Annotated in this window: 18 protein-coding genes; 6 read left to right on the top strand and 12 right to left on the bottom strand. The window is 64.0% G+C overall.

What is annotated here, in order from left to right; translation table 11 throughout:
* Nucleotides 1–333: 333 nt before the first annotated feature.
* Nucleotides 334–2,214, top strand: a complete 1,881-nt coding sequence (estP, locus tag RIN61_RS13920) for an esterase EstP (RefSeq protein WP_112251571.1) — start codon at nucleotides 334–336, stop codon at nucleotides 2,212–2,214.
* Between the two features lie 132 nt (nucleotides 2,215–2,346).
* Here the strand turns inward: estP and trpE are convergent, their stop codons facing one another.
* From trpE to RIN61_RS13875, 9 genes are all read right to left on the bottom strand, one after another.
* Nucleotides 2,347–3,828 (bottom strand): anthranilate synthase component I, encoded by a 1,482-nt coding sequence (gene trpE, locus RIN61_RS13915; RefSeq protein ID WP_013970606.1) that lies wholly within the window; start codon nucleotides 3,826–3,828, stop codon nucleotides 2,347–2,349.
* Between the two features lie 69 nt (nucleotides 3,829–3,897).
* Complete coding sequence (locus tag RIN61_RS13910) at nucleotides 3,898–4,716, bottom strand: phosphoglycolate phosphatase (protein ID WP_112251569.1); 819 nt, start codon at nucleotides 4,714–4,716, stop codon at nucleotides 3,898–3,900.
* Nucleotides 4,713–5,387 carry a ribulose-phosphate 3-epimerase gene (gene rpe / locus RIN61_RS13905; protein WP_027917448.1) on the bottom strand — a complete coding sequence of 225 codons (675 nt, stop codon included), beginning with the start codon at nucleotides 5,385–5,387 and terminating at the stop codon, nucleotides 4,713–4,715. The genes RIN61_RS13910 and rpe overlap by 4 nt, the downstream gene beginning before the upstream one ends.
* A gap of 194 nt (nucleotides 5,388–5,581) precedes the next feature.
* A complete protein-coding gene (locus RIN61_RS13900) occupies nucleotides 5,582–6,409 on the bottom strand; it encodes an ABC transporter permease (RefSeq protein WP_013970603.1) in 828 nt (275 codons plus the stop codon).
* A gap of 11 nt (nucleotides 6,410–6,420) precedes the next feature.
* Nucleotides 6,421–7,668, bottom strand: a complete 1,248-nt coding sequence (locus tag RIN61_RS13895; protein ID WP_013970602.1) for an ABC transporter permease — start codon at nucleotides 7,666–7,668, stop codon at nucleotides 6,421–6,423.
* A 61-nt stretch (nucleotides 7,669–7,729) separates the two neighbouring features.
* A complete protein-coding gene (locus RIN61_RS13890) occupies nucleotides 7,730–8,764 on the bottom strand; it encodes an ABC transporter substrate-binding protein (protein WP_215521062.1) in 1,035 nt (344 codons plus the stop codon).
* A 40-nt stretch (nucleotides 8,765–8,804) separates the two neighbouring features.
* On the bottom strand, nucleotides 8,805–9,929 hold the full coding sequence (locus RIN61_RS13885) for an ABC transporter ATP-binding protein (protein WP_112251565.1): 1,125 nt from the start codon (nucleotides 9,927–9,929) through the stop codon (nucleotides 8,805–8,807).
* 295 nt (nucleotides 9,930–10,224) lie between these two features.
* Nucleotides 10,225–10,857, bottom strand: a complete 633-nt coding sequence (locus tag RIN61_RS13880; RefSeq protein WP_170929296.1) for a response regulator — start codon at nucleotides 10,855–10,857, stop codon at nucleotides 10,225–10,227.
* Between the two features lie 7 nt (nucleotides 10,858–10,864).
* The gene (locus RIN61_RS13875; protein WP_313852419.1) at nucleotides 10,865–13,252 is read right to left on the bottom strand and encodes a PAS domain-containing sensor histidine kinase; all 2,388 of its coding nucleotides are present in this window, start codon (nucleotides 13,250–13,252) and stop codon (nucleotides 10,865–10,867) included.
* A 94-nt stretch (nucleotides 13,253–13,346) separates the two neighbouring features.
* On the opposite strand from RIN61_RS13875, the gene RIN61_RS13870 reads away from it, so the two are divergent.
* Entirely contained in the window at nucleotides 13,347–14,339 is a 993-nt protein-coding gene (locus RIN61_RS13870; protein ID WP_207879293.1) for an alpha/beta hydrolase family protein, read from the top strand.
* Nucleotides 14,340–14,465: 126 nt separating this feature from the next.
* On the opposite strand, the gene RIN61_RS13865 is transcribed toward RIN61_RS13870, so the two are convergent.
* The 3 genes from RIN61_RS13865 to RIN61_RS13855 are packed head-to-tail and all read right to left on the bottom strand — an operon-like array spanning nucleotide 14,466 to nucleotide 16,922.
* On the bottom strand, nucleotides 14,466–15,233 hold the full coding sequence (locus RIN61_RS13865; RefSeq protein WP_112251558.1) for a TerB family tellurite resistance protein: 768 nt from the start codon (nucleotides 15,231–15,233) through the stop codon (nucleotides 14,466–14,468).
* Between the two features lies 1 nt (nucleotide 15,234).
* The gene (gene murU, locus RIN61_RS13860) at nucleotides 15,235–15,906 is read right to left on the bottom strand and encodes an N-acetylmuramate alpha-1-phosphate uridylyltransferase MurU (protein WP_112251556.1); all 672 of its coding nucleotides are present in this window, start codon (nucleotides 15,904–15,906) and stop codon (nucleotides 15,235–15,237) included.
* A complete protein-coding gene (locus tag RIN61_RS13855) occupies nucleotides 15,903–16,922 on the bottom strand; it encodes an aminoglycoside phosphotransferase family protein (RefSeq protein WP_112251554.1) in 1,020 nt (339 codons plus the stop codon). Before RIN61_RS13855 ends, murU begins: the two co-directional genes overlap by 4 nt.
* Nucleotides 16,923–17,052: 130 nt before the next feature.
* Here RIN61_RS13855 and RIN61_RS13850 point away from each other — a divergent pair, with 130 nt between their 5' ends.
* From RIN61_RS13850 to rsmA, 4 genes are read left to right on the top strand one after another with little or no spacing between them, the layout of a single operon-like run.
* Nucleotides 17,053–19,854 carry an LPS-assembly protein LptD gene (locus RIN61_RS13850; RefSeq protein WP_215521060.1) on the top strand — a complete coding sequence of 934 codons (2,802 nt, stop codon included), beginning with the start codon at nucleotides 17,053–17,055 and terminating at the stop codon, nucleotides 19,852–19,854.
* A complete protein-coding gene (gene surA, locus RIN61_RS13845) occupies nucleotides 19,835–21,154 on the top strand; it encodes a peptidylprolyl isomerase SurA (protein ID WP_215521059.1) in 1,320 nt (439 codons plus the stop codon). Before RIN61_RS13850 ends, surA begins: the two co-directional genes overlap by 20 nt.
* Nucleotides 21,151–22,140: a 4-hydroxythreonine-4-phosphate dehydrogenase PdxA gene (gene pdxA / locus RIN61_RS13840; protein ID WP_112251548.1), complete on the top strand. Its 990-nt coding sequence runs from the start codon at nucleotides 21,151–21,153 to the stop codon at nucleotides 22,138–22,140. Before surA ends, pdxA begins: the two co-directional genes overlap by 4 nt.
* Nucleotides 22,137–22,937 (top strand): 16S rRNA (adenine(1518)-N(6)/adenine(1519)-N(6))-dimethyltransferase RsmA, encoded by an 801-nt coding sequence (gene rsmA, locus RIN61_RS13835; protein WP_028699058.1) that lies wholly within the window; start codon nucleotides 22,137–22,139, stop codon nucleotides 22,935–22,937. The genes pdxA and rsmA overlap by 4 nt, the downstream gene beginning before the upstream one ends.
* The last annotated feature ends 46 nt before the right edge of the window (nucleotides 22,938–22,983 follow it).

Below are 22,983 nucleotides of genomic sequence, written 5' to 3'. Positions count from 1 at the left end.
CGAACCTTTCTGCACCAGCCAACAGGCGCGGCTTTGCCACAAGGGGCGGTAGACAGGAAGGCAAACGGGGGCGGGCCGGACGGGCCGGCAGGGGATAAAGTCAGGCGCGCCAACGCCAACGGGCGTGGGCCTTGATTACGCGCATCAAGAGTTTGCTGACGATCAACACAGGATAGGTCTCGCTCATACGTCCCGGCACAGTAGCCTACCGGCGCGGCGGGCGCAATATGCCCGTAAACACGGGGAAACGAATGGACTTGGGAGGGATGCACCGCGATTTGCTAAGGTCGATCGGGCAATCCTTCATAAATACAAGGAAAAGGATGTTCACCGATGCGAAAAGCACCATTCCTGCGCTTTACCCTCGCCTCACTGGCGCTGGCCTGCAGCCAGGCGTTCGCGGCACCGTCGCCGTACTCCAGCATGATCGTGTTCGGCGACAGCCTCAGCGACTCGGGGCAGTTTGGCGGCATACGTTTCACCAACCGCGATGCCAATGGCAATTATGCGCCCGTGTCACCCATGATCCTGGGCGGACGACTGGGCGTGAACCCGGCTGAACTTGGCCCCTCCACCTCGCCGATCAACCCCATCCTTGGGGTGCCTGATGGCAACAACTGGGCAGTTGGCGGTTACACCACCCAGCAGATTCTGGATTCGATCACCACCACCTCCGAAACCATCATCCCACCAGGGCGCCCCGGGGCCGGGCTGGTACTGCGTGACAGACCGGGCTACCTGGCCAACGGCCTGCGTGCCGACCCCAACGCACTGTACTACCTGACCGGCGGCGGCAACGACTTCCTGCAAGGCCTGGTCAACAGCCCGGCCGACGCCGTGGCCGCCGGTTCCCGCCTGGCCGCCAGCGCGCAGGCCCTGCAGCAAGGCGGCGCCCGCTACATCATGGTCTGGCTGCTGCCCGACCTCGGGCAAACACCGAACTTCAGCGGTACACCGCAACAAGACCCGCTATCGCTGCTATCCGGCGCGTTCAACCAGTCGCTGCTCAGCCAGCTGGGGCAGATCGATGCCGAAATCATTCCGCTTAATATCCCCGTGCTGCTGAGCGAGGCATTGGCCAGCCCCGAGCAGTTCGGCCTGGCCAGCGGCCAGAACCTGGTCGGCACCTGCTACAGCGGTGAGGGATGCGTGGAAAACCCGGAGTATGGTGCCAACGGCGCCACGCCGGACCCGACCAAGCTGCTGTTCAACGACTCGGTGCACCCGACCATCGCCGGCCAGCAATTGATCGCCGATTACGCCTACTCGATCCTTTCCGCCCCATGGGAACTGACGCTGCTGCCCGAAATGGCCCACGCCAGCGTACGCGCCCACCAGGACGAACTGCGCAACCAGTGGCAGACACCCTGGCAGGCGGTGGGCCAGTGGCAAGCCTTTGTCGCCAGCGGCGCCCAAGACCTGGATTACGACGGCCAACGCAGCGCGGCCAGCGGTGACGGCCGGGGCTACAACCTGACCCTGGGCGGCAGCTACCGCCTGAATGACGCCTGGCGCCTGGGCCTGGCCGGCGGCGTGTACCGGCAGAAGCTGGAAGCCGGCGAGCAGGACTCGGACTACAAGCTGGACAGCTACCTTGCCAGCGTCTTCGCCCAATACCGCCAGGACCGCTGGTGGGCCGACGCGGCGCTGACCGCCGGGCACCTGGACTACAGCGACCTCAAGCGCACCTTCGCCCTTGGCGTGAACGACCGCAGCGAAAAGGGTGATACCGATGGCGAAGCCTGGGCGATGTCGGGGCGGCTGGGCTACAACCTGGCGGCCGAGAGCAGCAGCTGGCAGCTGGCGCCGTTCATCAGCGCCGACTATGCGCGGGTGAAGGTGGATGGCTATGACGAGAAAAGCGGGCGCTCGACGGCGCTGGGCTTCGATGATCAGGAACGTACATCACGCCGTTTGGGCGTGGGATTGCTGGGCAGTGTGCAGGTGCTGCCGAGTACCCGACTGTTCGCCGAAGTGGCGCAGGAGCATGAGTTCGAGGATGACCAGCAGGATGTGACGATGCACCTGACCAGCCTGCCGGCGAATGACTTCACCCTGACTGGGTATACGCCGCACAGCGACCTGACCCGGGCGAGCCTGGGGGTCAACCATGAAGTGGTGGCGGGGGTGCATTTGCGCGGTAACTACAACTGGCGCAAGAGTGATGAGTTGACGCAGCAGGGGGTGAGTTTGGGGGTTAGTGTGGACTTCTGAATCTTGGGGCCGCTTTGCGGCCCATCGCGACACAAGGCCGCTCCTACAGGGGAATGCGATTGCCGAAAAAAAAGCGATCCCCTGTAGGAGCGGCCTTGTGTCGCGATGGGCTGCACAGCAGCCCCAATCAATTTATTTGGCGGAAGTCTGCTCAGCCAGCGCCACCGCGCGGAACATCGCCCGGCGCTTGTTGATGGTCTCTTCCCACTCCAGCGCCGGCACCGAGTCGGCGACGATGCCGCCCCCGGCCTGCACATGCAGTTCACCGTCCTTGATCACCGCAGTACGGATGGCAATCGCGGTATCCATGTTGCCGTTCCACGCGAAGTAACCGACGGCACCGCCGTAAACCCCACGCTTGACCGGCTCCAGCTCGTCGATGATCTCCATCGCACGAATCTTCGGCGCACCCGACAAGGTACCGGCCGGCAGGATCGCCCGCAGTGCGTCCATCGCCGTCAGCCCTTCGCGCAGCTGGCCGGTAACGTTGGACACAATGTGCATCACGTTGGAGTAACGCTCGATCACCATCTTCTCGGTCAGGCGCACGCTGCCGGTCGAGGACACGCGCCCGACGTCGTTACGGCCCAGGTCGATCAGCATCAGGTGCTCGGCAATTTCCTTGTCATCCGACAGCAGGTCGTCTTCCAGCGCGCGGTCGGCCTCTTCGGTAGCACCACGCGGGCGGGTGCCGGCAATCGGGCGCACGGTGACCAGGTTGTCCTCGACGCGCACCAGCACCTCGGGCGAGCTGCCGACCACATGAAAATCGCCAAAATTGAAGAAGTACATGTACGGCGTCGGGTTGAAGCAGCGCAGCGCACGGTACAGGTCGATTGGCGCAGCCTTGAAGTCGATCGACATGCGCTGCGACGGCACCACCTGCATGCAGTCACCGGCCAGGATGTATTCCTTGATACGGCCGACAGCGTTCTCGTAATCCTCGCGGGTATAGCTGGAGCGGAATTCCGGCTCGGCAGCCTGCGGGCCACTCAGGTCCAGACCACGGCGTGGGGTGATCGGCTGACGCAGGGTTTCCAGCAGGCCTTGCAGGCGTGCCTGGCCCTGTTCGAAAGCCTGCTCTTCAGCCGGGTCGACCAGCACGATCGCGTGCATCTTCCCCGCCAGGTTGTCGAACACCACCACTGCATCGGACACCATCAACAGGATATCCGGCACACCCAGCGGGTCCGGGTTGGGGCTGGCGCCCAGGCGCTTTTCCACATAGCGCACGCAGTCGTAGCCGAAGTAGCCGACCAGGCCGCCGTTGAAGCGCGGCAGGCCAGGGATATCGGCGACCTTGTAACGGTCCTTGAAGGTTTCGACGAAGGCCAGCGGGTCTTCGACGTCGTGGCTTTCCACCTCAACGCCATCCTGCAGGATGCTGACGTGGTAACCGTGCACACGCATCACGGTACGCGACGGCAGGCCGATCATCGAGTAACGGCCCCACTTCTCGCCGCCCTGCACCGATTCGAGCAGATACGAGTTGGGCTGGTCGGCCAGTTTCAGGTAGATCGACAGCGGCGTGTCGAAGTCGGCCAGGGTTTCGCAGGCCAGGGGAATGCGGTTGTAGCCGGCAGCGGCCAGGCGCAGGAATTCTTCGCGGGTCATGGGTAGCCTCGTGGCAAGCAGCAATAGGTCAGGCAAACGGACGGGCCGGCACGCGCCGGCAGGCGGAAGTCAGGCGCGCCAACGCCAACGGGCCAGGGCCTTGATGACTTTCATCCAGAATTTGCCGGTAACCGCCACGGTGGACTCTCTGTCTTGTGAGGCTTGAAGGTCCGCCAACGTTATCCCAGTGGCCGGGTCTGCGCAACCGGGCAACAGTGCGCGCAGGTCGTCGATCACCAGGCTGGGGGATTCGTCGTGGATCGGCCGGCCGTGGTTGTAGCCGTAGGTCAGGCCCACGCACTGCACGCCAGCCGCCTTGGCCGCCAGCACGTCGCTGCGTGAATCGCCAACGAACAGCGATTGCTGCGGGGTAACACCGGCCATCTGCATGACAAACAGCAGCGCCGCAGGGTCTGGCTTTTTCTGCGGCAGGGTGTCGCCACCAATGATCCAGCGGAAGTAGTTGCCGATCTTCATCTGGTCCAGCAGCGGGCCAACGAAGCGCTCGGGCTTGTTGGTGATCAGGGCCATTTCCACGCCCTGCTTGCGCAGCCAGCGCAGGGTATCCTGCACACCGGGGTAGACCACGGTCAGTTCGTGGCTTTCGGCATAGGCGTCCATGAACAGCGCCAGTGCCTGGTCGGCCAGCGCATCGTCCACGGCAGCGTGGTCGATGCTGCCGGCCAGGGCCCGGCGTACCAGGACCTGGGCACCATTGCCGACCCAGTGGCGCACGGCCTCGAGGCCAGCAGGCGGACGGCCCAGTTCGAGCAGCATGCGGTCCACGGCGGCGGCCAGGTCCGGTACCGAGTCGATCAGGGTACCGTCCAGATCGAACATCACCAGCCTGGGCAGCGTCCCGGGGAACAGCTGCTCGAAGCCACTCATGGGCGGGCCTGGGCCAGTTCGGCGCGCATCTTGGCGATGACTTCCTGATAGTCCGGGGCATTGAAGATCGCCGAGCCGGCAACGAACGTATCGGCGCCAGCGGCAGCGATCTCGCGGATGTTGTTGACGTTGACGCCACCGTCGATTTCCAGACGGATATCACGGCCGCTGGCGTCGATCAGCGCACGCGCTTCGCGCAGCTTGTCGAGGGTGCCAGGGATGAACTTCTGCCCGCCAAAGCCCGGGTTGACGCTCATCAGCAGTACCATGTCGACCTTGTCCATCACGTACTTCAGGGCGTCCAGGCTGGTGGCCGGGTTGAACACCAGGCCGGCCTTGCAACCACCATCCTTGATCAGCTGCAGCGAACGGTCGATGTGCTGCGAGGCTTCCGGGTGGAAGGTGATGTAGGTGGCGCCAGCTTCGATGAAGTCGCCGATGATGCGGTCGACCGGGCTGACCATCAGGTGCACGTCGATCGGGGCGGTGACACCGTACTTGCGCAGGGCGGTGCAGACCATCGGGCCGATGGTCAGGTTGGGGACGTAATGGTTGTCCATGACATCGAAGTGGACGATGTCGGCACCCGCAGCCAACACCTTGTCGACGTCCTCGCCCAGGCGGGCGAAATCGGCGGAGAGAATGGAGGGGGCAATAGCGTAGGGCTGCATGGCGCACCTGTTGGCAGAATCACGGTGGCGCGCATTGTAACCCAGGGAAGCGGATGAAGGCTGATTAGCATCAACCTGTGCCGGCCTCTTCGCGGCTAAAGCCGCTCCCACAGGGACCGCGCAGGCCTCGAAAGCTGCACAAATCCTGTGGGAGCGGCTTTAGCCGCGAAGAGGCCGGTACAGGCAACACCCCTTCAACCAGGCTGCTGGGTCCTCAGCTTCTCGCTACGCCCACGCAACCACTCCAGGGTCAGCAGCAACACCACCGAGAAGGCAATCAGCAAGGTCGCCGCAGCGGCAATGGTCGGGCTCAGGTTCTCGCGAATACCGCTGAACATCTGCCGCGGCAGGGTCGCCTGCTCCGGCCCGGCCAGGAACAGTGTCACCACGACTTCGTCAAACGACGTGGCAAAGGCGAACAACGCACCCGAAATTACCCCCGGCGCGATCAGCGGCAGGGTCACCCGGCGGAACGTCAGCAGTGGCGAGGCGCCCAGGCTGGCCGCGGCGCGCACCAGGTTGTAGTTGAAGCCCTGCAAGGTCGCCGACACGGTAATGATGACGAACGGCACGCCCAGTACCGCATGCACCAGGATCAGCGAGGTGAAGCTGTTGCCCATGCCCAGGGGGGCAAAGAACAGGTAGCTGGCCACGCCGATGATCACCACCGGCACCACCATCGGCGAAATCACCAGCGCCATCACCAGCGACTTGCCCGGGAAGTCGCCACGGGTCAGGCCGATTGCCGCCAGGGTGCCGAACACCATGGCCAGCACCGTGGCTGCCGGGGCGACGATGATGCTGTTCTTCAGGGCCCGCATCCACTCGGCCGAGCCGAAGAAGTCCTGGTACCACTGCAGCGAGAAGCCCTGCAGCGGGTACACCAGGAAACTGCCACTGTTGAACGACAGCGGCACGATCACCAGCACCGGCAGTATGAGGAACAGCAGGATCAAACCGCAAAGAATGCGCAGGCTGTAGAACCACACCCGCTCCACGGGCGACATGTAAGGGCTCAGCATGACAAGGCTCCTCAGCTCAGGCGCAGGCGGCTGGCGCCGACCAGCCAGCTATAGATCAAGTACAACAGCACGGTCGCCAGCAGCAACAGCCCGCCCAGCGCGGTGGCCATGCCCCAGTTGATGCTGGTGTTGGTATAGAAGGCCACGAAGTAGCTGACCATCTGGTCATTCGGGCTGCCCAGCAATGCCGGGGTAATGTAGTAGCCGATGGCCAGGATGAACACCAGCAGGCAGCCAGCGCCAACCCCGGCGTAGGTCTGCGGGAAGTACACCCGCCAGAAGCTGGCGAACGGGTGGCAGCCCAGCGAGATCGCCGCACGCATGTAGCTGGGCGAAATACCCTTCATCACGCTGTAGAGCGGCAGGATCATGAACGGCAACAGGATGTGCACCATCGAGATGTACACGCCGGTGCGGTTGAACACCAGTTCCAGCGGCTGGTCGATGATGCCCATGGCCATCAGCGCGCTGTTGATCAGGCCACCCGACTGCAGCAGCACGATCCACGCTGCTACCCGCACCAGGATCGAGGTCCAGAATGGCAGCAGCACCAGGATCATCAGCAGGTTGCTCTGCCGGGTCGGCAGGTTGGCCAGCAGGTAGGCCAGCGGGTAGGCCAGTACCAGGCAGATGGCGGTAATCACCACACCCATCCACAGGGTGCGGGCGAAGATGTCCAGGTAGATGGCCTGGTCCGGGGTGGCCTTGGCCAGTTCGCCAAGGTCATCGATACGGTGGTCGAGCGAAGCCAGCAGGTAGAACGAGGTGACCGTGCTGGTGTTGCGGCGGATCGCCTGCCAGTAGGCCGGGTCGCCCCAACGCTCGTCGAGGGCCTGCAAGGCATCTTTATAGGAAGCGGGTTCGCTCTTGAACGGCAGCGCCCGCGCGGTCTTGGCCAACAGGCTGCGGTAACCGGCCAGCTCCATGTTCAGGCGCTTGGAAAGGTCGCCCAGGGTCTGGTTCTTGCGCGATTCGGCCAGGTCCTGGCTCAACGCCTTGTACACGTCTTCGCCCGGCAGGCTCTTGCCGTCCCACTGGGTGATGACGCCCACGGTGCGCGGCAGGCCGCCGACCACTTCCGGGTTGCCGACGCTCTTGTACAGCAGCGCCGCGATCGGCACCAGGAACACCAGCAAAAGGAACAGCGCCAGCGGCGCGATCAACGCCTGCGCCTTCCAGCGGTTGACCCGCTCGGCGTGCTTGAGGCGCTGCTTGAGGCTTGGACCTGCGCCTTCTTTGAGGGGCACTGCAATGGCCATGGCGAACTCCGCGATACAAACTGAAAGATGGGGCTGCTGCGCAGCCCCCTACGCTGGTCCTTTACTTCTTCGCCGCCCAGGCATTGAAGCGTTGCTCCAGCTGCTCGCTGTTGTCAGCCCAGAAGGCCACGTCGATCTGCACCTGGTTGGCAATGTTTTCAGGCGTGGTCGGCATGTCCTTCTTCACATCATCCGACAACAGGCTCACGGCCTTGGAATTGGCCGGGCCGTACGCAATGTTCTCGGAGTAGGTCTTCTGCTGCTCAGGCTGCACGCTGAAGGCGATGAATTTCTTCGCTTCTTCGATATCCTTGGCACCTTTCGGGATGGCCCAGGCGTCGAAGTCATAGATGCCGCCATTCCACACAACCTTCAGGTTGCTCTCTTTCTGCACTGCAGCAATGCGACCGTTGTAGGCCGAGCTCATGACCACGTCACCCGAGGCCAGGTACTGTGGCGGCTGGGCGCCGGCTTCCCACCACTGGATGCTTGGCTTGAGTTCGTCGAGCTTCTTGAAGGCGCGGTCCACGCCCTCTTTGGTGCCCAGCACCTGGTACACATCCTTCGGCGCCACACCATCGGCCATCAGGGCGAATTCCAGGGTGTACTTGGCACCCTTGCGCAGGCCGCGTTTGCCCGGGAATTTCTTGGTGTCCCAGAAGTCGGCCCAGCTGGTCGGTGCAGTCTTCAGCTTGTCGGCGTTGTAGGCCAGCACCGTGGACCATACGAAGAAGCCCACGCCGCATGGCTGGATGGCACCCGGCACATAGTCGGCCTCATTGCCGAACAGGGCCGGGTCGAGTTCTTCGAACATGCCCTCGTCACAGCCGCGGGCCAGTTCTGGCGACTCCACTTCCACCAGATTCCACGACACGCTCTTGGTGTCGACCATGGCTTTGACCTTGGCCATTTCGCCGTTGTACTCACCCGCGACGATCTTGCCCTTGCCGGCCTTTTCCCACGGCTCGTAGAACGCCTTGACCTGGGCCGCCTTGTTGGCGCCACCGAACGAGACCACGGTAAGGTCTGCGGCCATGGTTTGGCCGGCGGCGAACAGCCCCAGGGCCAGGGCGGTCAGTTTCAACTGCTTGCGCATTATTATTCTCTCCACAGTACAGGGTTGGTGAAGCAATCCATCAATGGGCTTCGGCAATCGGATCGAGCGCGCGGGCGTGCTCCACCTCCCAGCCCAGCGGTACCACATCGCCCACGGCCAGGGCCGGGTCGAGTTCGGCAATCGGCTGTTTCACGAAGAAGTCGCCCTTGCCGCAAACTTCCAGGCGCACCCGCACGTGGTCACCCAGGTAAATGAATTCGGCCACCCGGCCCGAGAAGCGGTTCACGCAGCTTTCGCTATGGCCGTTCAGGCGCACGCGCTCCGGGCGGATCGACAGGGTCACCGGCTCGCCGGCCTGGCCGACATTCACCGCCAGCGCCTCGACCCGCTCGCCGCGCGGCAACTGCACCTGGCAGCGCTTGCCGTCACTGGCGAGCAAGGTGCCGTTGATGCGGTTGTTCTCGCCGATGAAGTTGGCGACAAAGGTGTTGCAGGGTTCTTCATACAGCGTGCGCGGGTCGGCGATCTGCTGGATTTCGCCCTGGTGGAACACGGCCACCCGGTCGGACATGGTCAGCGCTTCGCCCTGGTCATGGGTCACGTACACCACGGTCACGCCCAGGCGCTGGTGGATGTGCTTGATCTCCATCTGCATGTGCTCGCGCAGCTGCTTGTCCAGCGCGCCCAGCGGTTCGTCCATCAGCACCAGCTGCGGCTCGAACACCAGTGCCCGGGCCAGGGCCACACGCTGCTGCTGGCCGCCTGACAGCTGGCCGGGGTAACGCTTGGCGAAGGCGTCGAGCTGGACCATGTTCAGCACCCGCTTGACCCGCTCACTGATGTCGGTCTTGCTCAGGTTGCGCACGGTCAGCGGAAAGGCCAGGTTCTCGGCCACGGTCATGTGCGGGAACAGCGCGTAGTTCTGGAACACCATGCCGATGTCGCGCTTGTGCGGCGGCACGTTGTTGATAGAACGCCCGGCCAGCTGGATTTCACCGGCGGTGGGGGTTTCGAAGCCGGCCAGCATCATCAGGCTGGTGGTCTTGCCCGAGCCGGACGGGCCAAGCAGGGTAAGGAACTCGCCCTTGCGAATATCCAGGTTGAGGTTTTTGACGATCAGCGACTCGCCGTCGTAGCTCTTCTGCACACCACGGAAGCTGACCAGCGTTTCGCTGGTTGCAGCGTTCGACTTCGCCTCGCTCATGCCTGCACCTTCTTGTTGGATGACTGCGTAGACAAAGACTAGACAAGCGGCAAGCGCCGGAAAATCGGGGGTGCTGAGAGAATGCCATCATCCGGATGGAAGATTTGTTGTAGGGATTCCCCTACAAAGATGGCGGGTTTGGAATGCTCCCCTCAGGCCTGCGGCGCCCCCTGTGGGAGCGGGTTCACCCGCGAAGAGGCCGGCCCAGGCACCGCGCATGGCAGGTCGGGCCCTTTCGCGGGTAAACCCGCTCCCACAGGGGACACGTTGCAGGCGCAGGAAGTGCATGTCGCAATCAGACCAGCTTGTGCTCCATGGCGTACTTCACCAGCTCCGCCAGCGAGTTCACTTTCAGCTTCTGCATCAGGCGCGCCTTGTGGGTGCTGATGGTCTTGCTCGACAGCGCCAGCTGCTGGGCGATGTCGTTGACGTTGGCGCCCTGGGCCAGGCGTTCGAACACCGAAAACTCCCGCTCCGACAGCAGCGTGTGCAACGGCCTCGACTCGGTAAGGCCCACCTCGAAGACCATACGGTCGGCCAACGCCGGGTCGATATAGCGCCCGCCAGCGGCAACCCGGCGAATCGCGGTCAGCAACAGCGCCGGGTCGCTGTCCTTGGTGGCATAGCCCGCCGCCCCGGCCTTCAGCGCCCGCGCCGCCATCTGCGCTTCATCGTGCATCGACAGCATCAGGATCGCCGGGGCGTCGTGCAGCGCGCGAATCCGTGGGATAGCCTCCAGGCCATTCACACCCGGCATCGAGATATCCAGCAGTACCACCTCGCACGGCGTATGGCGCAAGGTTTCCAGCAACTGCTCGCCGTTACCGGCCTCCCCCGCCACCTGCATGTCCTTGGCCAGGCCAATCAACTGCTTGATGCCCTCACGGACAATGGTGTGGTCTTCGGCCACCAACACTCGAATCACGATCGCTCTCCTACTCCAACGGTATGGCTACGCTCAGGCTGGTGCCTTCGCCCGGTTCACTGTCCAGCGCCATGCTGCCGCCCAGCATCAGCACCCGCTCACGCACCCCTACCAGGCCGAACGAGGTGGGCCGGGGCTGGTCGCGGCAAAAGCCCTGGCCATCGTCGCTGACAGTCATGCGCAATTGCCCGTGCTCACGCACCAGTTCGATTTCCACGCTGTGCGCCTGGGCATGGCGCATCACGTTGGTCAGCGCCTCCTGGAGAATACGGAACAGCCCGGTGGCCTTGGCGTCGCTCAATGCTGGCAGATTATCCGGTACTTGCACCAGGCAGGGGATTTGCGTGCGTGTTTCAAAACGCCGCGCCTGCCATTCGATCGCCGAAGCGATGCCGGCATCGAGAATCGGCGGACGCAGAGCGGTGGCCACGTCGCGTACCAACTGGAACAGTTGGGCGATCAGGCGCTTCATGCTGGCCAGCCGCTCGTTCAAGCCCGGGTCCAGCTCGGCGAAGGCCAGCTCGCACATCGACACCTCCAGCTTGAGCACAGTCAACATCTGCCCCAGTTCATCGTGCACTTCCCGGGCGATGCGGGCCTTTTCCTCTTCACGCACGCTCTCCAGGTGGGCCGACAGTTCGCGCAACTGCTCCTGGGACTTGGCCAGCGCCAGCTCGGCCCGCTTGCCCTGGGTGATATCCCACACCACTCCGTCCCACACTACCTGGCCATTGCCCAGGCGCCGGGTACTGGCCTTGATGTCGGCCCAGCGCTGCTCACCCTGGCGGGTGAGGATGCGCCCTTGCCAGGACCAGTCCTGGTCGCTGGCCAGGGCCAGGTCCTGTACCCGGTGGTAATCGGCGCGGTCGTCGGGATGTACCAGATTGCGCAGGCCCATCTGCGGGTGCTGGATCTCGCTGGGCGAATAGCCTACCAAGGCCTCGCTGCCCTCGCTGATGTAAGGGAATTCCAGGTCGCCCTCAGCCGGGTCGCGCTCCAGGCGGAACACCAGCCCCGGCACGTTGCCGGCAATGCCCTTGAGCCGCGCCTCGCTTTCGCGCAGGGCCGCCAGGGCGCGGTGGCGCTCGGTGACATCGGCGAGGTACACCACCAGGTATTCGGAGTCACGAAAGCGCAGAAAGCTCAGCGACAGCTCGACCGGCAGCAGGCTGTGGTCAGCCCGCCGGCACTGCGTTTCGAACTGGCCGACACCGCCCGCACCGGTGCGCGCGCCCTTCCACAGCTCCAGCCAGCGGTCCATGGTCAGGCTGGGTTCAAAGTCGCTCAGCGGCCGCTCCAGCAGCGCGCCTTCGCCGTAGCCCAGCATGCGTTCGGCGGCATGGTTGGCGTAGCGTACGTGGCTGTCCCAGTTGACCCAGAGGATACCCACAGTGCTCTGGTCGATGGCGAACTGGCTCAGGCGCAATGCTTCTTCACGCACTTGCCGCTCCACCAGGCTTTCGCGCGTGGCCAGCAGGCTGCGCTCCAGCTGGCGCTGCTGCCGACGCTGCCACACCAGGGTGGCCAGCGCGCACAACAGCAGCATGGCGGACAGCAAGGCCAGGTTCTGCCAGAAACCCGTCGACTCACTCAGACGCGGGTACTTTGGCTGCAGCCAACGCTGGTGCAGTTGCTCCAGCTCCTTGGCCGGCAGCGCCTGCAGGCCACGCTCGAGCACATCGGCCAGCAGCGGCCAGTCGCGCCTCGAACCGATACGCAACAGTTGCGGCAGGCCGATATCGCCGACCACAGCCAGCTCGCCGAACTCGCTTTCGCGCGACAGGCGGCTGAGCTGGGCTTCATCCAGCACCGCGAAACTGGCCTGGCCGCCCACCACCAGTTGCAGGGCCTCGCGCTCGTTGGGCACCCCTTGCAGGTTGAGGTTGCCGTAGTTGCCGCGCAGGTAGTCCGCCAGTTGGCTGGGCATGCGCACCGCCACCCGCTGCTCGGCCTCGAGCGTTTCCAGTTCCACGGCCATGTTTCCGGTGCGCGGCCCCACCACCAGTTGCGGCACGCGCATGTACGGGTCGCTGAACAGCCACAGACGCAGGCTGGCGGGAGTCTGGGTAAGCCCCGGGGCAAAGTCGATTTCACCGGCCTGCAGGGCATGCTCAAGGCTGGCCTGGTCAGCGAAGTTGCGCCAGGTAAGGTCCAGTCGCAGCGCCTGCGCCAGGCTGCTCACCAGTTCCACGTTGGCCCCGTACAGCTGCTGCAGGCGCCGGTCGAACTGAGCGTAGGGCGCCTGCAACACCAGGCCGACACGCAGGCTGCGGTGTGTATCCAGCCATTGCTGCTGGGCAGGTTCCAGGGCAACCGTGGGCACGGCCTCGGGCCTGGCTAATGCAATCAAGGGCAGCCACAAGCAGCCGATAACCAACAGGCGACGCACTCGCTTCATCTACACGCTCGTCTTGGCAAAGCGGCCATGCAGCATGGCCGTCACGGGCAAATACTATTAGGCTGCCGGTATCATTCTGGCCCTGGGTTGACTCATGTCCACACTTTATCGCACGACGCTGGCAATGTGCTGCCTGGCCTCGATCCTTCCAATCGGCGCCCTGGCCGCCGATGCCGAAAAACCATCCACCAGCACCGAGGCACCCGCTGTCCAAGCCCCTCGCCCACCATTGCTGGAGCGTAGCCAGGAGGATGCCCAGGCGCTCGAGCGGCTGGTGCCCAAGGCCGAACAGCAGACGCTGCAAGCCGGCGCCGACAACTTCCTGGCCCTGTGGAAGCCGGCCAACGACAGCGATCCACAGGGGGCGGTCATCATCGTCCCAGGGGCTGGCGAAACGGCTGACTGGCCAAACGCGGTCGGCCCGCTGCGGCAGAAGTTCCCCGATGTCGGCTGGCACAGCCTGAGCATCAGCCTGCCCGACCTGCTGGCCGACAGCCCGCAGGCGCGGGTCGAGGCCAAGCCGGCTGCCGAGCCGGAGCCAGACAAGGGCGAAAGCGCCCCGGCCAAGGATGTGCCGGCCGATGCCAATGCCAACGTCGCCCAGGCTACGGCAGCCGATGCAGACACCGCAGAGAGCACTGACGCCAAACAGGCCAGCGAGCAAACCGACCCGGCCGATGCCGAGCGCGTTTTTGCCCGACTGGATGCTGCGGTGGCCTTTGCCCAGCAGCACAACGCCCGCAGCATCGTGCTGATTGGCCATGGCAGCGGCGCATATTGGGCGGCCCGCTACCTGAGCGAGAAACAGCCACCGCAGGTGCAGAAACTGGTGATGGTCGCCGCGCAGACGCCTGCGCGGGTGGAGCATGACCTGGAAAGCCTGGCGCCGACCTTGAAAGTGCCGACTGCCGACATCTACTACGCCACCCGCAGCGCGGACCGCAATGCAGCCGCGCAGCGCCTGCAGGCCAGCAAGCGGCAGAAGGACAGCCAGTACCGGCAGTTGTCGCTGATTGCCATGCCGGGGAACAAGGCGGCCGAGCAGGAGCAACTGTTCCGCCGGGTGCGGGGGTGGATGAGCCTGTAGGAGCGGCCTTGTGTCGCGATGGGCCGCAAAGCGGCCCCAGCGGTATCTGTTGGGAAGCTGACTACTTGGGGCCGCTACGCGCCCCATCGCGACACAAGGCCGCTCCTACAGCTACCGCGCAGGCCATCAAAGCCCCCGCCGCTTGCGGATCATGGCATAAGCCTGATGCAGCTCACGGGTCCGCTCGGTCGCTTCACGCACCTGCGCCTCGCTGGCACCAGTGCCCGCCAGCTTGTCCGGGTGGTGCCGGCTGACCAGCCGACGATACGCCTGCTTGACCTTGTCGCCATCGGTATCCGCCTCTACCGCCAGCAAGCGCAAGGCCGCCGCATAGGTCATGGCGACCCCTTCCGGAACCGCCGCCTTGCGTGGCTCGTACTCCAGCGACATGGCCTGTACCTGCCGCCGGCTCAGGCCCAGTTTCTGCCCCCAGTCCAGCAGCAGTTCTCGCTCCTTGTTGCCCATCTTGCCGTCGGCCCAGACCATGCGCCAACAGGCACGCAGGGTGCCCTCGGCCGCATGCGGCTGCTGGCGAATGCGCCGTAGGTGCCCACCCAGCCGGTCCTTGCCCGCCTTGCCACGGTTGAACGCGGCAATCGCGCGCAGCCGGGCCGCTTCGGCCAGGTCCAGGCGCACCATCTCCTGACGCGCCTGCTGGATATGCTGCTCGCCCACCCGGCCATCGCACTTGGCCAGGCGGCCGAGCATCACGAACAGCAACTCGTCATCCTGCAAGGCCGGGCGCCCGCCAAGGCGCTCACGCATGTCCTCCCAGCCCTGCAAACGCAGGCGGCGGTCCATGGCCTGCCCAAGCAACGCGCCGAGCAAGGCCCCGGGAATGCTGGCAACCGCAAAGCCGGCACCGGCACCAATCACCGTGCTTGGCCACCACATGTCAGGCGCGCTCGCCGATCAGGCGCTCGGCCTCGGCCAGGCGTTCGAGCGTACCGACATCCACCCAGTGCCCACGGTAGTGCTCACCACTGACCTGCCCCGCAGCCATGGCCTGGCGCAGCAACGGCGCCAGCTTGAAGGCGCCAGGCTGGCAGCCTTCGAACAGCGCCGGGTGCAGCACCGAAAGGCCGCTGAAGGTCAGCGTGCCAGGCGCATCGTCACCATCGACCACCCGCTCGCCCACCAGGCGGAAGTCGCCACGGCCGTGATGGCCAGGGTTATCGACCAGCACCAGGTGGGCCAGGCCTTGCAGTGGGGCCAGCAGTCGCGCGAAGTCGTAGTCGGTCCAGACATCGCCGTTCACCAGCAGAAACGGCGCATCACCCAGCAATGGCAGGGCCTTGAAGATGCCACCGCCGGTTTCCAGCGGCTCGCCTTCGGGCGAATAGCGGATGCTCAAGCCGAAACGGCTGCCGTCACCCAGGTGGTCCTCGATCTGCTGGCCGAGCCAGGCGTGGTTGATCACCACCTCGGTCACGCCTGCTGCAGCCAGGGCCCGCAGGTGGTACTCGATCAGTGGCTGACCGGCGACCGGGACCAGCGGTTTAGGGGTGTGCAGAGTCAGCGGGCGCATGCGCTCGCCTTTGCCCGCAGCCAAAATCATTGCCTTCATGCACGCGCTCCGGCCTGCAACTCGGCAATCAGCTCACCCAGCTCCGCCAATTCGGGCCGGCGGCTGATCACTTCTTCTATATAGGCGAAGAAGCGCGGCACGTCGCCCAGGTAACGGGGTTTGCCGTCGCGGTGGCAGATACGGGCGAAAATACCGATCACCTTCAGGTGGCGCTGCACACCCATCAGGTCACTGGCACGCTGGAACGCCTCGAAGTCGGCCTGCACCGGGATGCCGGCAGCCTGTGCCTTCTGCCAGTAGTCGCGCAGCCAGCCTTCGACCCGCGCCTGCGGCCAGCTGAGGAAGGCGTCCTTGAACAGGCAGGTGATGTCGTAGGTGACAGGGCCATATACGGCATCCTGGAAGTCCAGCACGCCTGGGTTGGGTGTGCTCTGCATCAGGTTGCGCGGCATGTAGTCGCGGTGCACCAGCACCTTGGGCTGGGCCAGCGCGCTGTCGATCAGCAGCTGACTGACTCGTTGCCAGGTGGCTTTCTGGGCATCGCTGAAGGCCAGGCCAAGCTCACGACCCACGTACCACTCGGGGAATAGTTCGACTTCACGGCGCAGCAGCGCATCGTCGTAGCTGGGCAACGGTGCGTCCATCGGCAGGCGCTGGAACGCCAGCAGCGCGTCGATGGCATCGGCGAACAGGCCGTCGGCGTTGTCTGCATCAATGATATCAAGGTATGTCTGGTGGCCCAGGTCACCCAGCAGCAGGAAGCCACGCTCAAGGTCCTGGGCGTGGATCAGCGGCACGTGCACATCGGCGCTGGCAAGCAGGTGGTCGATGGCGACGAACGGTCGGCAGTTTTCCTGCGGCGGTGGCGCATCCATGATCACGAAGCTGTGGCCGGCGCCCTGCCAGCGGAAATAACGACGGAAGCTGGCATCGCTGCTGGCCGCGGTCAGGCTGCCTGCGGGGACATCGCCCCAGGCGTTTTTCCGGAAAAGATCATTGAGCTGCTCATCGAGCCAGACCGTCAGTTGTTGCAGGCGTACATCGTGTTCAGGCATTACAAGGGTCTCCGACGGCCCTAGCCGTCAAGCGGGTCATGCTTTATTATCCAGCATCTTTTTCAGACCATCGAGAGGCGTGCGGCCCCACACGCGGGCAGATGGCACGCAGGAAGCCCGGACTAATAAGATGGCATTGAAATCCCCCGCGTTTCGTAGAAAGTTTCCGTTGCTGGTAACCGGCGGTCTGCTGGCCCTGCAACCTCTGGCCACGTCTTACGTGGTGGCAGCCGAACAGTTTGACTGCCAAGTGTCCGCCTCCGGTGGTTGGGACTGCAAGCCCAAGACCCCAGCCAACAACCTGCCGCCGCGCCCGGTGCACGAGGGTGCTGCTGTCAGCACCGGCACCGAAGCCGCAAGCGAAGGCGAAACCGCGGACCGGCCTATGCTGGTCACCGAGGCCAAAGGCCGTGGCCTGAAGTCGCGTAGCGAAGACTACAGCCACCTGGACTGGGTTCCGCGTGAAAAGCTCACCGCCGCACAGCTGGCCGAAACCGGCCCGTACTGCGGTGGCGCGTACATCGAGCCAACCCGCCCAGGCATGGCCGACACCACGCCGAAGGACGAGTCGCCGACCTACATCAACGCCAAGGTATCCAAGTACCAGCAGGAGCAGCAGATCGCTACCCTCGCCGGTGATGTGGTGATGCGCCAAGGCAGCATGCAGGCCGAGGCCGACGAGGCCAACCTCTACCAGACCGAAAACCGTGGCGAGCTCAAGGGCAACGTCAAGATCCGTGACAACGGTTCGCTGGTGGTCGGTGACGAGGCACAGATCCAGCTCGACACGGGCGAAGCCCAGGTCGACAACGCCGAATACGTGATGCACAAGTCGCACATCCGCGGCAGTGCCCTGTACGCCAAGCGTGGCGAGAACGCCATCATCCGCCTCAAGGACGGTACGTACACCACCTGCGAACCGGGCAGCAACGCCTGGCAGCTGAAGGGCAACAACATCACCCTGAACCCGGCCACCGGTTTCGGTACCGCGACCAACGTCACGCTGCGGGTCAAGGATTTCCCGGTGTTCTACACACCGTACATCTACTTCCCGATCGACGACCGTCGCCAGTCCGGCTTCCTGCCGCCATCGTTCAGCAGCACCAGCGATACCGGCTTCATGCTGGTCACGCCGTACTACTTCAACCTGGCACCGAACTACGATGCCACGTTGTACCCGCGCTACATGACCAAGCGCGGCCTGCTGATGGAAGGCGAGTTCCGCTACCTGACGCCTTCCAGCGAAGGCCAGTTCGGTGCTGCGTACCTCAACGACAAGAACGACGACCGCAAAGACCAGACTGACTACAAAGAACAGCGCTGGATGACCAACTGGCAGCACAAAGGCGGGTTGAACGAGCGGTTGATGACCGAGGTGGATTACACCGACATCAGCGACCCGTTCTACTTCCAGGACCTGGAATCCGACCAGATTGGTGTTGAAACCCAGGACCTGCTGAACCAGCAGGGTGCACTGACCTACCGTGGCGACAGCTACACCGCGCGGTTGAACGTGCATGCCTACGAGATGGCGACCATCTCGAAGATCACGCCGTATGACCGTCTGCCGCAGATTACCTTCAATGGCAAACTGCCGTACGAGCCGGGTGGGCTCAATATTGCCTACGAAACCGAGGCAGTCCGTTTCGATCGTGACCTGAAAGACGACTTCGTATTGAATGAAGACGGGCTTCCAGACACCTCGGCTGGTGCGCCTGGTCGTCGCCTGGACCAGAACGTCAGTGGCATCGCTCGCGCCAACGGCAACCGTTTCAACGTTGCACCGTCGATCAGCCTGCCGATGGAAGCCAGCTACGGCTTCCTGACCCCCAAGCTGAAGTATGCGTATACCCACTACGATCTGGATTTGGACAGCCAGGGCAAAACCCAGGCTATCGCGCAATCGGCCAACCCAGCGTACGGCAGCTATAACAGCTCGCTGAACCGCGACGTCCCGATCTTCAGCGTCGACAGCGGCCTGTACTTCGACCGTAAAACGTCGCTGTTCGGCACCGACTACAAGCAAACCCTCGAGCCGCGTCTGTTCTACCTCTACGTCCCATACAAGGACCAGAAGGACATCCCGCTGTTCGACTCGGGTGAAACCCTGTTCAGCTACGATTCGCTGTTCCGCGACAACCGCTTCAGCGGCACCGACCGTATCGGTGACGAGAACAAGCTGTCGCTGGGCGTGACCACCCGCTGGATCGAAGAAAACGGTTTCGAGCGTCAGAACTTCAGTATCGGTCAGGCTTACTACTTCAAGGATCGCAAGGTCCAGCTGCCAGGCATCAATTACAAAGAGCGCGCGGACTCGCAGTCCGACGTGTCCCCGTACGCCCTGGTGTACAACTACTTCTTCAACCGCGACTGGCGCTTCAATTCGGACTTCAACTGGGACCCGGACAGCCGCAGCACCCGCTCGGGTAGCGCGATGTTCCACTACCAGCCTGAAGACAACCCGAACAAAGTGGTCAACCTCGGTTATCGCTACCGAAACGACACCATCTCCTACGACTCCACGACCGGTACCTGGAAAGTGGGCGGTGGCGACTATGGCGTCCCAGGCAGCGAGAACTACATCAAGGACTACTACAAGATCCAGCAGCATGACTTCTCGGTCATCTGGCCGATCGTCCCGCAGTGGAGCGTCATCGCTCGCTGGCAGCATGACTACAACCGCAACCGCACCCTGGAAGCCATGGGCGGTTTCGAGTACGACAACTGCTGCTGGAAGCTGCGCCTGATCAACCGTTACTGGATCGACTACGACGACTTCAGCCAGGCTCTTCCGCAGAACGAAAAAGGCGACCACGGCATCTTCCTTCAGATCGTCCTGAAAGGCCTCGGTGGTGTAGTCGGCAACAAGGTCGAATCTTTCCTCGACCAAGGCATTCAAGGTTACCGTGAACGTGAAGACCAAGCTTATTGATCGACTGCGCCCGGCGTTGCTGGGCGTTGCATTGCTGAGTGGCGCGGTGCATGCCGCGGTGCAACCTCTTGATCGCGTGGTGGCCATCGTCGACAACGACGTGGTCATGCAAAGCCAGCTGGACCAGCGTGTCCGCGAGGTCCAGCAAACCATCGCCAAGCGCGGCGGCGGCATGCCGCCTGCCGGTGCGCTGGACCAGCAGGTACTGGAACGCCTGATCGTCGAGAACCTGCAGCTGCAGATCGGCGAGCGCTCCGGCATCCGCATCACCGACGAGGAACTGAACCAGGCCATGGGCACCATTGCCCAGCGCAACGGCATGTCGCTGGAGCAGTTCCGCGCCGCCCTGGCCCGTGACGGCATGTCGTTCGACGACGCCCGCGAGCAGATCAAGCGCGAGATGATCATCAGCCGCGTGCGCCAGCGCCGTGTGGCCGAGCGCATCCAGGTCTCCGAGCAGGAAGTGAAGAACTTCCTCAACTCGGACCTGGGCAAGATGCAGATGTCGGAAGAGTACCGTCTGGCCAACATCCTCATCCCAACCCCGGAAGCGGCCAACTCGGACGACATCCAGAAGGCTGCGCGCAAGGTCGGCGATGTCTACCAGCAGCTCAAGCAAGGCGCTGACTTCGGCCAGATGGCGATTGCCAACTCGGCCAGCGAGAACGCCCTGGAAGGCGGCGAAATGGGTTGGCGTAAAGCCGGCCAGCTGCCACCGGACTTCGCCAAGATGCTCAGCAGCATGCCGGTAGGTGAAATCACCCAGCCGATCCGCATCCCCAACGGCTTCATCATCCTCAAACTGGAAGAGAAGCGCGGTGGCAGCGAGAACGTGCTGCGTGACGAAGTGCACGTGCGCCACATCCTGATCAAGCCGAGCGAAATCCGCAGCGAGGCGGCCACCGAGCAACTGGCCGAGCGCCTGTACGAGCGCATCAAGAACGGCGAAGACTTCGGCGAGCTGGCCAAGAGCTTCTCGGAAGACCCGGGTTCGGCGCTCAACGGCGGTGACCTCAACTGGGTTGACCCGAACAGCCTGGTACCGGAGTTCCGCGAGCAGATGGCCAACGCCGCCCAAGGCGAAGTCACCCGTCCGTTCAAGACCCAGTACGGCTGGCATGTCCTGGAAGTGCTGGGCCGTCGCGCCACCGACAGCACCGAGCAGGCGCGTGAGCAACAGGCCATGAACGTACTGCGCAACCGCAAGTACGACGAAGAGCTGCAGACCTGGCTGCGCCAGATCCGCGACGAAGCCTACGTTGAAATCAAGCTGCCTGGCGCTGACCAGGCCGCCCAGTGAAGCCCCTGCGCTTCGCCGTCACCCCCGGCGAGCCGGCCGGCATAGGCCCCGACCTGTGCCTGCTGCTCGCCGCAGACGCCCAGCCCCACCCCCTGATCGCCATCACCAGCCGTGACCTGCTCGCCGAGCGGGCCACGCAGCTGGGGCTGGCCGTCAACCTGCTGCCGGTAGCGCCGGGCCAATGGCCCGAGCAGCCGGCACCAGCGGGTAGCCTGTACGTCTGGGATACCGCTCTGGCGGCCCCGGTAGTGCCAGGCCAGCTCGATAAGGCCAATGCGTCGTTCGTGCTGGAAACCCTGACCCGTGCCGGGCAAGGTTGCCTGGACGGGCATTTCGCCGGGATGATCACCGCCCCGGTACACAAGGGCGTGATCAACGAAAGCGGTATCGCCTTCTCCGGGCATACCGAATTCCTTGCCGAACTGACCCACACCGCACAAGTGGTGATGATGCTGGCTACCCGGGGCCTGCGCGTGGCCCTGGTGACTACGCACCTGCCGCTGCGCGACATTGCCGACGCCATCACTGCCGAGCGCGTCGAGCGTGTAACCCGTATCCTGCATGCCGACATGCGCGACAAGTTCGGCATTGCCAACCCGCGCATTCTGGTGTGCGGCCTCAACCCGCACGCGGGCGAGGGTGGCCATCTGGGCCGCGAAGAAATCGACATCATCGAGCCGACACTGGCCCGCCTGCGCACCGAAGGCATGGACCTGCGCGGGCCGCTGCCGGCCGATACCCTGTTTACCCCCAAATATCTGGAGCACTGCGATGCGGTGCTGGCGATGTACCACGACCAGGGCCTGCCCGTACTCAAGTACAAAGGCTTCGGCGCTGCGGTCAACGTTACCCTGGGCCTGCCGATCATCCGCACGTCGGTAGACCACGGTACCGCCCTGGACCTGGCCGGCACCGGCAAGGTCGACACCGGCAGCCTGCGCGTCGCGCTGGAAACCGCCTACCAGATGGCCGAGAACCGACCATGAACGAGCAATACCAACACCGGGCGCGCAAGCGCTTCGGCCAGAACTTCCTGCACGACGCCGGCATCATCGACCGCATCCTGCGTGCCATCAATGCCAAGGCCGGCGAACATCTGCTGGAAATCGGCCCCGGCCAGGGCGCCCTGACAGAAGGCCTGCTGGGCAGCGGGGCACAGCTGGACGTGGTGGAACTGGACAAGGACCTGGTGCCGATCCTGCAGCACAAGTTCGCCGACCGCAGCAATTTCCGCCTGCACCAGGGCGACGCCCTGAAGTTCGACTTCAACCAGCTGGGCGTGCCACCGCGCAGCCTCAAGGTGGTGGGCAACCTGCCCTACAACATCTCCACCCCACTGATCTTCCATCTGCTCAGCCATGCCGGGCTGATCCGCGACATGCACTTCATGTTGCAGAAGGAAGTGGTCGAGCGCATGGCCGCCGGCCCGGGTGGTGGTGACTGGGGGCGTTTGTCGATCATGGTGCAGTACCACTGCCGGGTCGAGCACCTGTTCAACGTTGGCCCCGGCGCCTTCAACCCGCCGCCGAAAGTGGACTCGGCCATCGTCCGCCTGGTGCCGCACGAAGTGCTGCCACACCCGGCCAAAGATGCAAAACTGCTGGAGCAGGTGGTACGCGAAGCCTTCAACCAGCGCCGCAAGACCCTGCGCAACACCATGAAAGGGCTGCTCGACAGTGCGGCCATCGAAGCTGCCGGCGTGGACGGCAGCCTGCGCCCTGAACAGCTGGACCTGGCCGCATTCGTGCGCCTGGCTGACCAGTTGGCCGATCAGCAAGCCTGATTCGCCTGTACCGGCCTCTTCGCGGGTAAACCCGCTCCCACAGGAA

This window comes from Pseudomonas inefficax (assembly GCF_032164165.1).
Lineage (GTDB): Bacteria > Pseudomonadota > Gammaproteobacteria > Pseudomonadales > Pseudomonadaceae > Aquipseudomonas > Aquipseudomonas inefficax.
This window is presented reverse-complemented; position numbering and strand designations above follow the sequence as displayed.

Coding starts and splice junctions, on each gene's coding strand:
- estP (WP_112251571.1), top strand. CDS start 334: ATGCGAAAAGCACCATTCCTGCGCTTTACCCTCGCCTCACTGGCGCTG.
- trpE (WP_013970606.1), bottom strand. CDS start 3,828: ATGACCCGCGAAGAATTCCTGCGCCTGGCCGCTGCCGGCTACAACCGC.
- RIN61_RS13910 (WP_112251569.1), bottom strand. CDS start 4,716: ATGAGTGGCTTCGAGCAGCTGTTCCCCGGGACGCTGCCCAGGCTGGTG.
- rpe (WP_027917448.1), bottom strand. CDS start 5,387: ATGCAGCCCTACGCTATTGCCCCCTCCATTCTCTCCGCCGATTTCGCC.
- RIN61_RS13900 (WP_013970603.1), bottom strand. CDS start 6,409: ATGCTGAGCCCTTACATGTCGCCCGTGGAGCGGGTGTGGTTCTACAGC.
- RIN61_RS13895 (WP_013970602.1), bottom strand. CDS start 7,668: ATGGCCATTGCAGTGCCCCTCAAAGAAGGCGCAGGTCCAAGCCTCAAG.
- RIN61_RS13890 (WP_215521062.1), bottom strand. CDS start 8,764: ATGCGCAAGCAGTTGAAACTGACCGCCCTGGCCCTGGGGCTGTTCGCC.
- RIN61_RS13885 (WP_112251565.1), bottom strand. CDS start 9,929: ATGAGCGAGGCGAAGTCGAACGCTGCAACCAGCGAAACGCTGGTCAGC.
- RIN61_RS13875 (WP_313852419.1), bottom strand. CDS start 13,252: ATGAAGCGAGTGCGTCGCCTGTTGGTTATCGGCTGCTTGTGGCTGCCC.
- RIN61_RS13870 (WP_207879293.1), top strand. CDS start 13,347: ATGTCCACACTTTATCGCACGACGCTGGCAATGTGCTGCCTGGCCTCG.
- RIN61_RS13865 (WP_112251558.1), bottom strand. CDS start 15,233: ATGTGGTGGCCAAGCACGGTGATTGGTGCCGGTGCCGGCTTTGCGGTT.
- murU (WP_112251556.1), bottom strand. CDS start 15,906: ATGAAGGCAATGATTTTGGCTGCGGGCAAAGGCGAGCGCATGCGCCCG.
- RIN61_RS13855 (WP_112251554.1), bottom strand. CDS start 16,922: ATGCCTGAACACGATGTACGCCTGCAACAACTGACGGTCTGGCTCGAT.
- RIN61_RS13850 (WP_215521060.1), top strand. CDS start 17,053: ATGGCATTGAAATCCCCCGCGTTTCGTAGAAAGTTTCCGTTGCTGGTA.
- rsmA (WP_028699058.1), top strand. CDS start 22,137: ATGAACGAGCAATACCAACACCGGGCGCGCAAGCGCTTCGGCCAGAAC.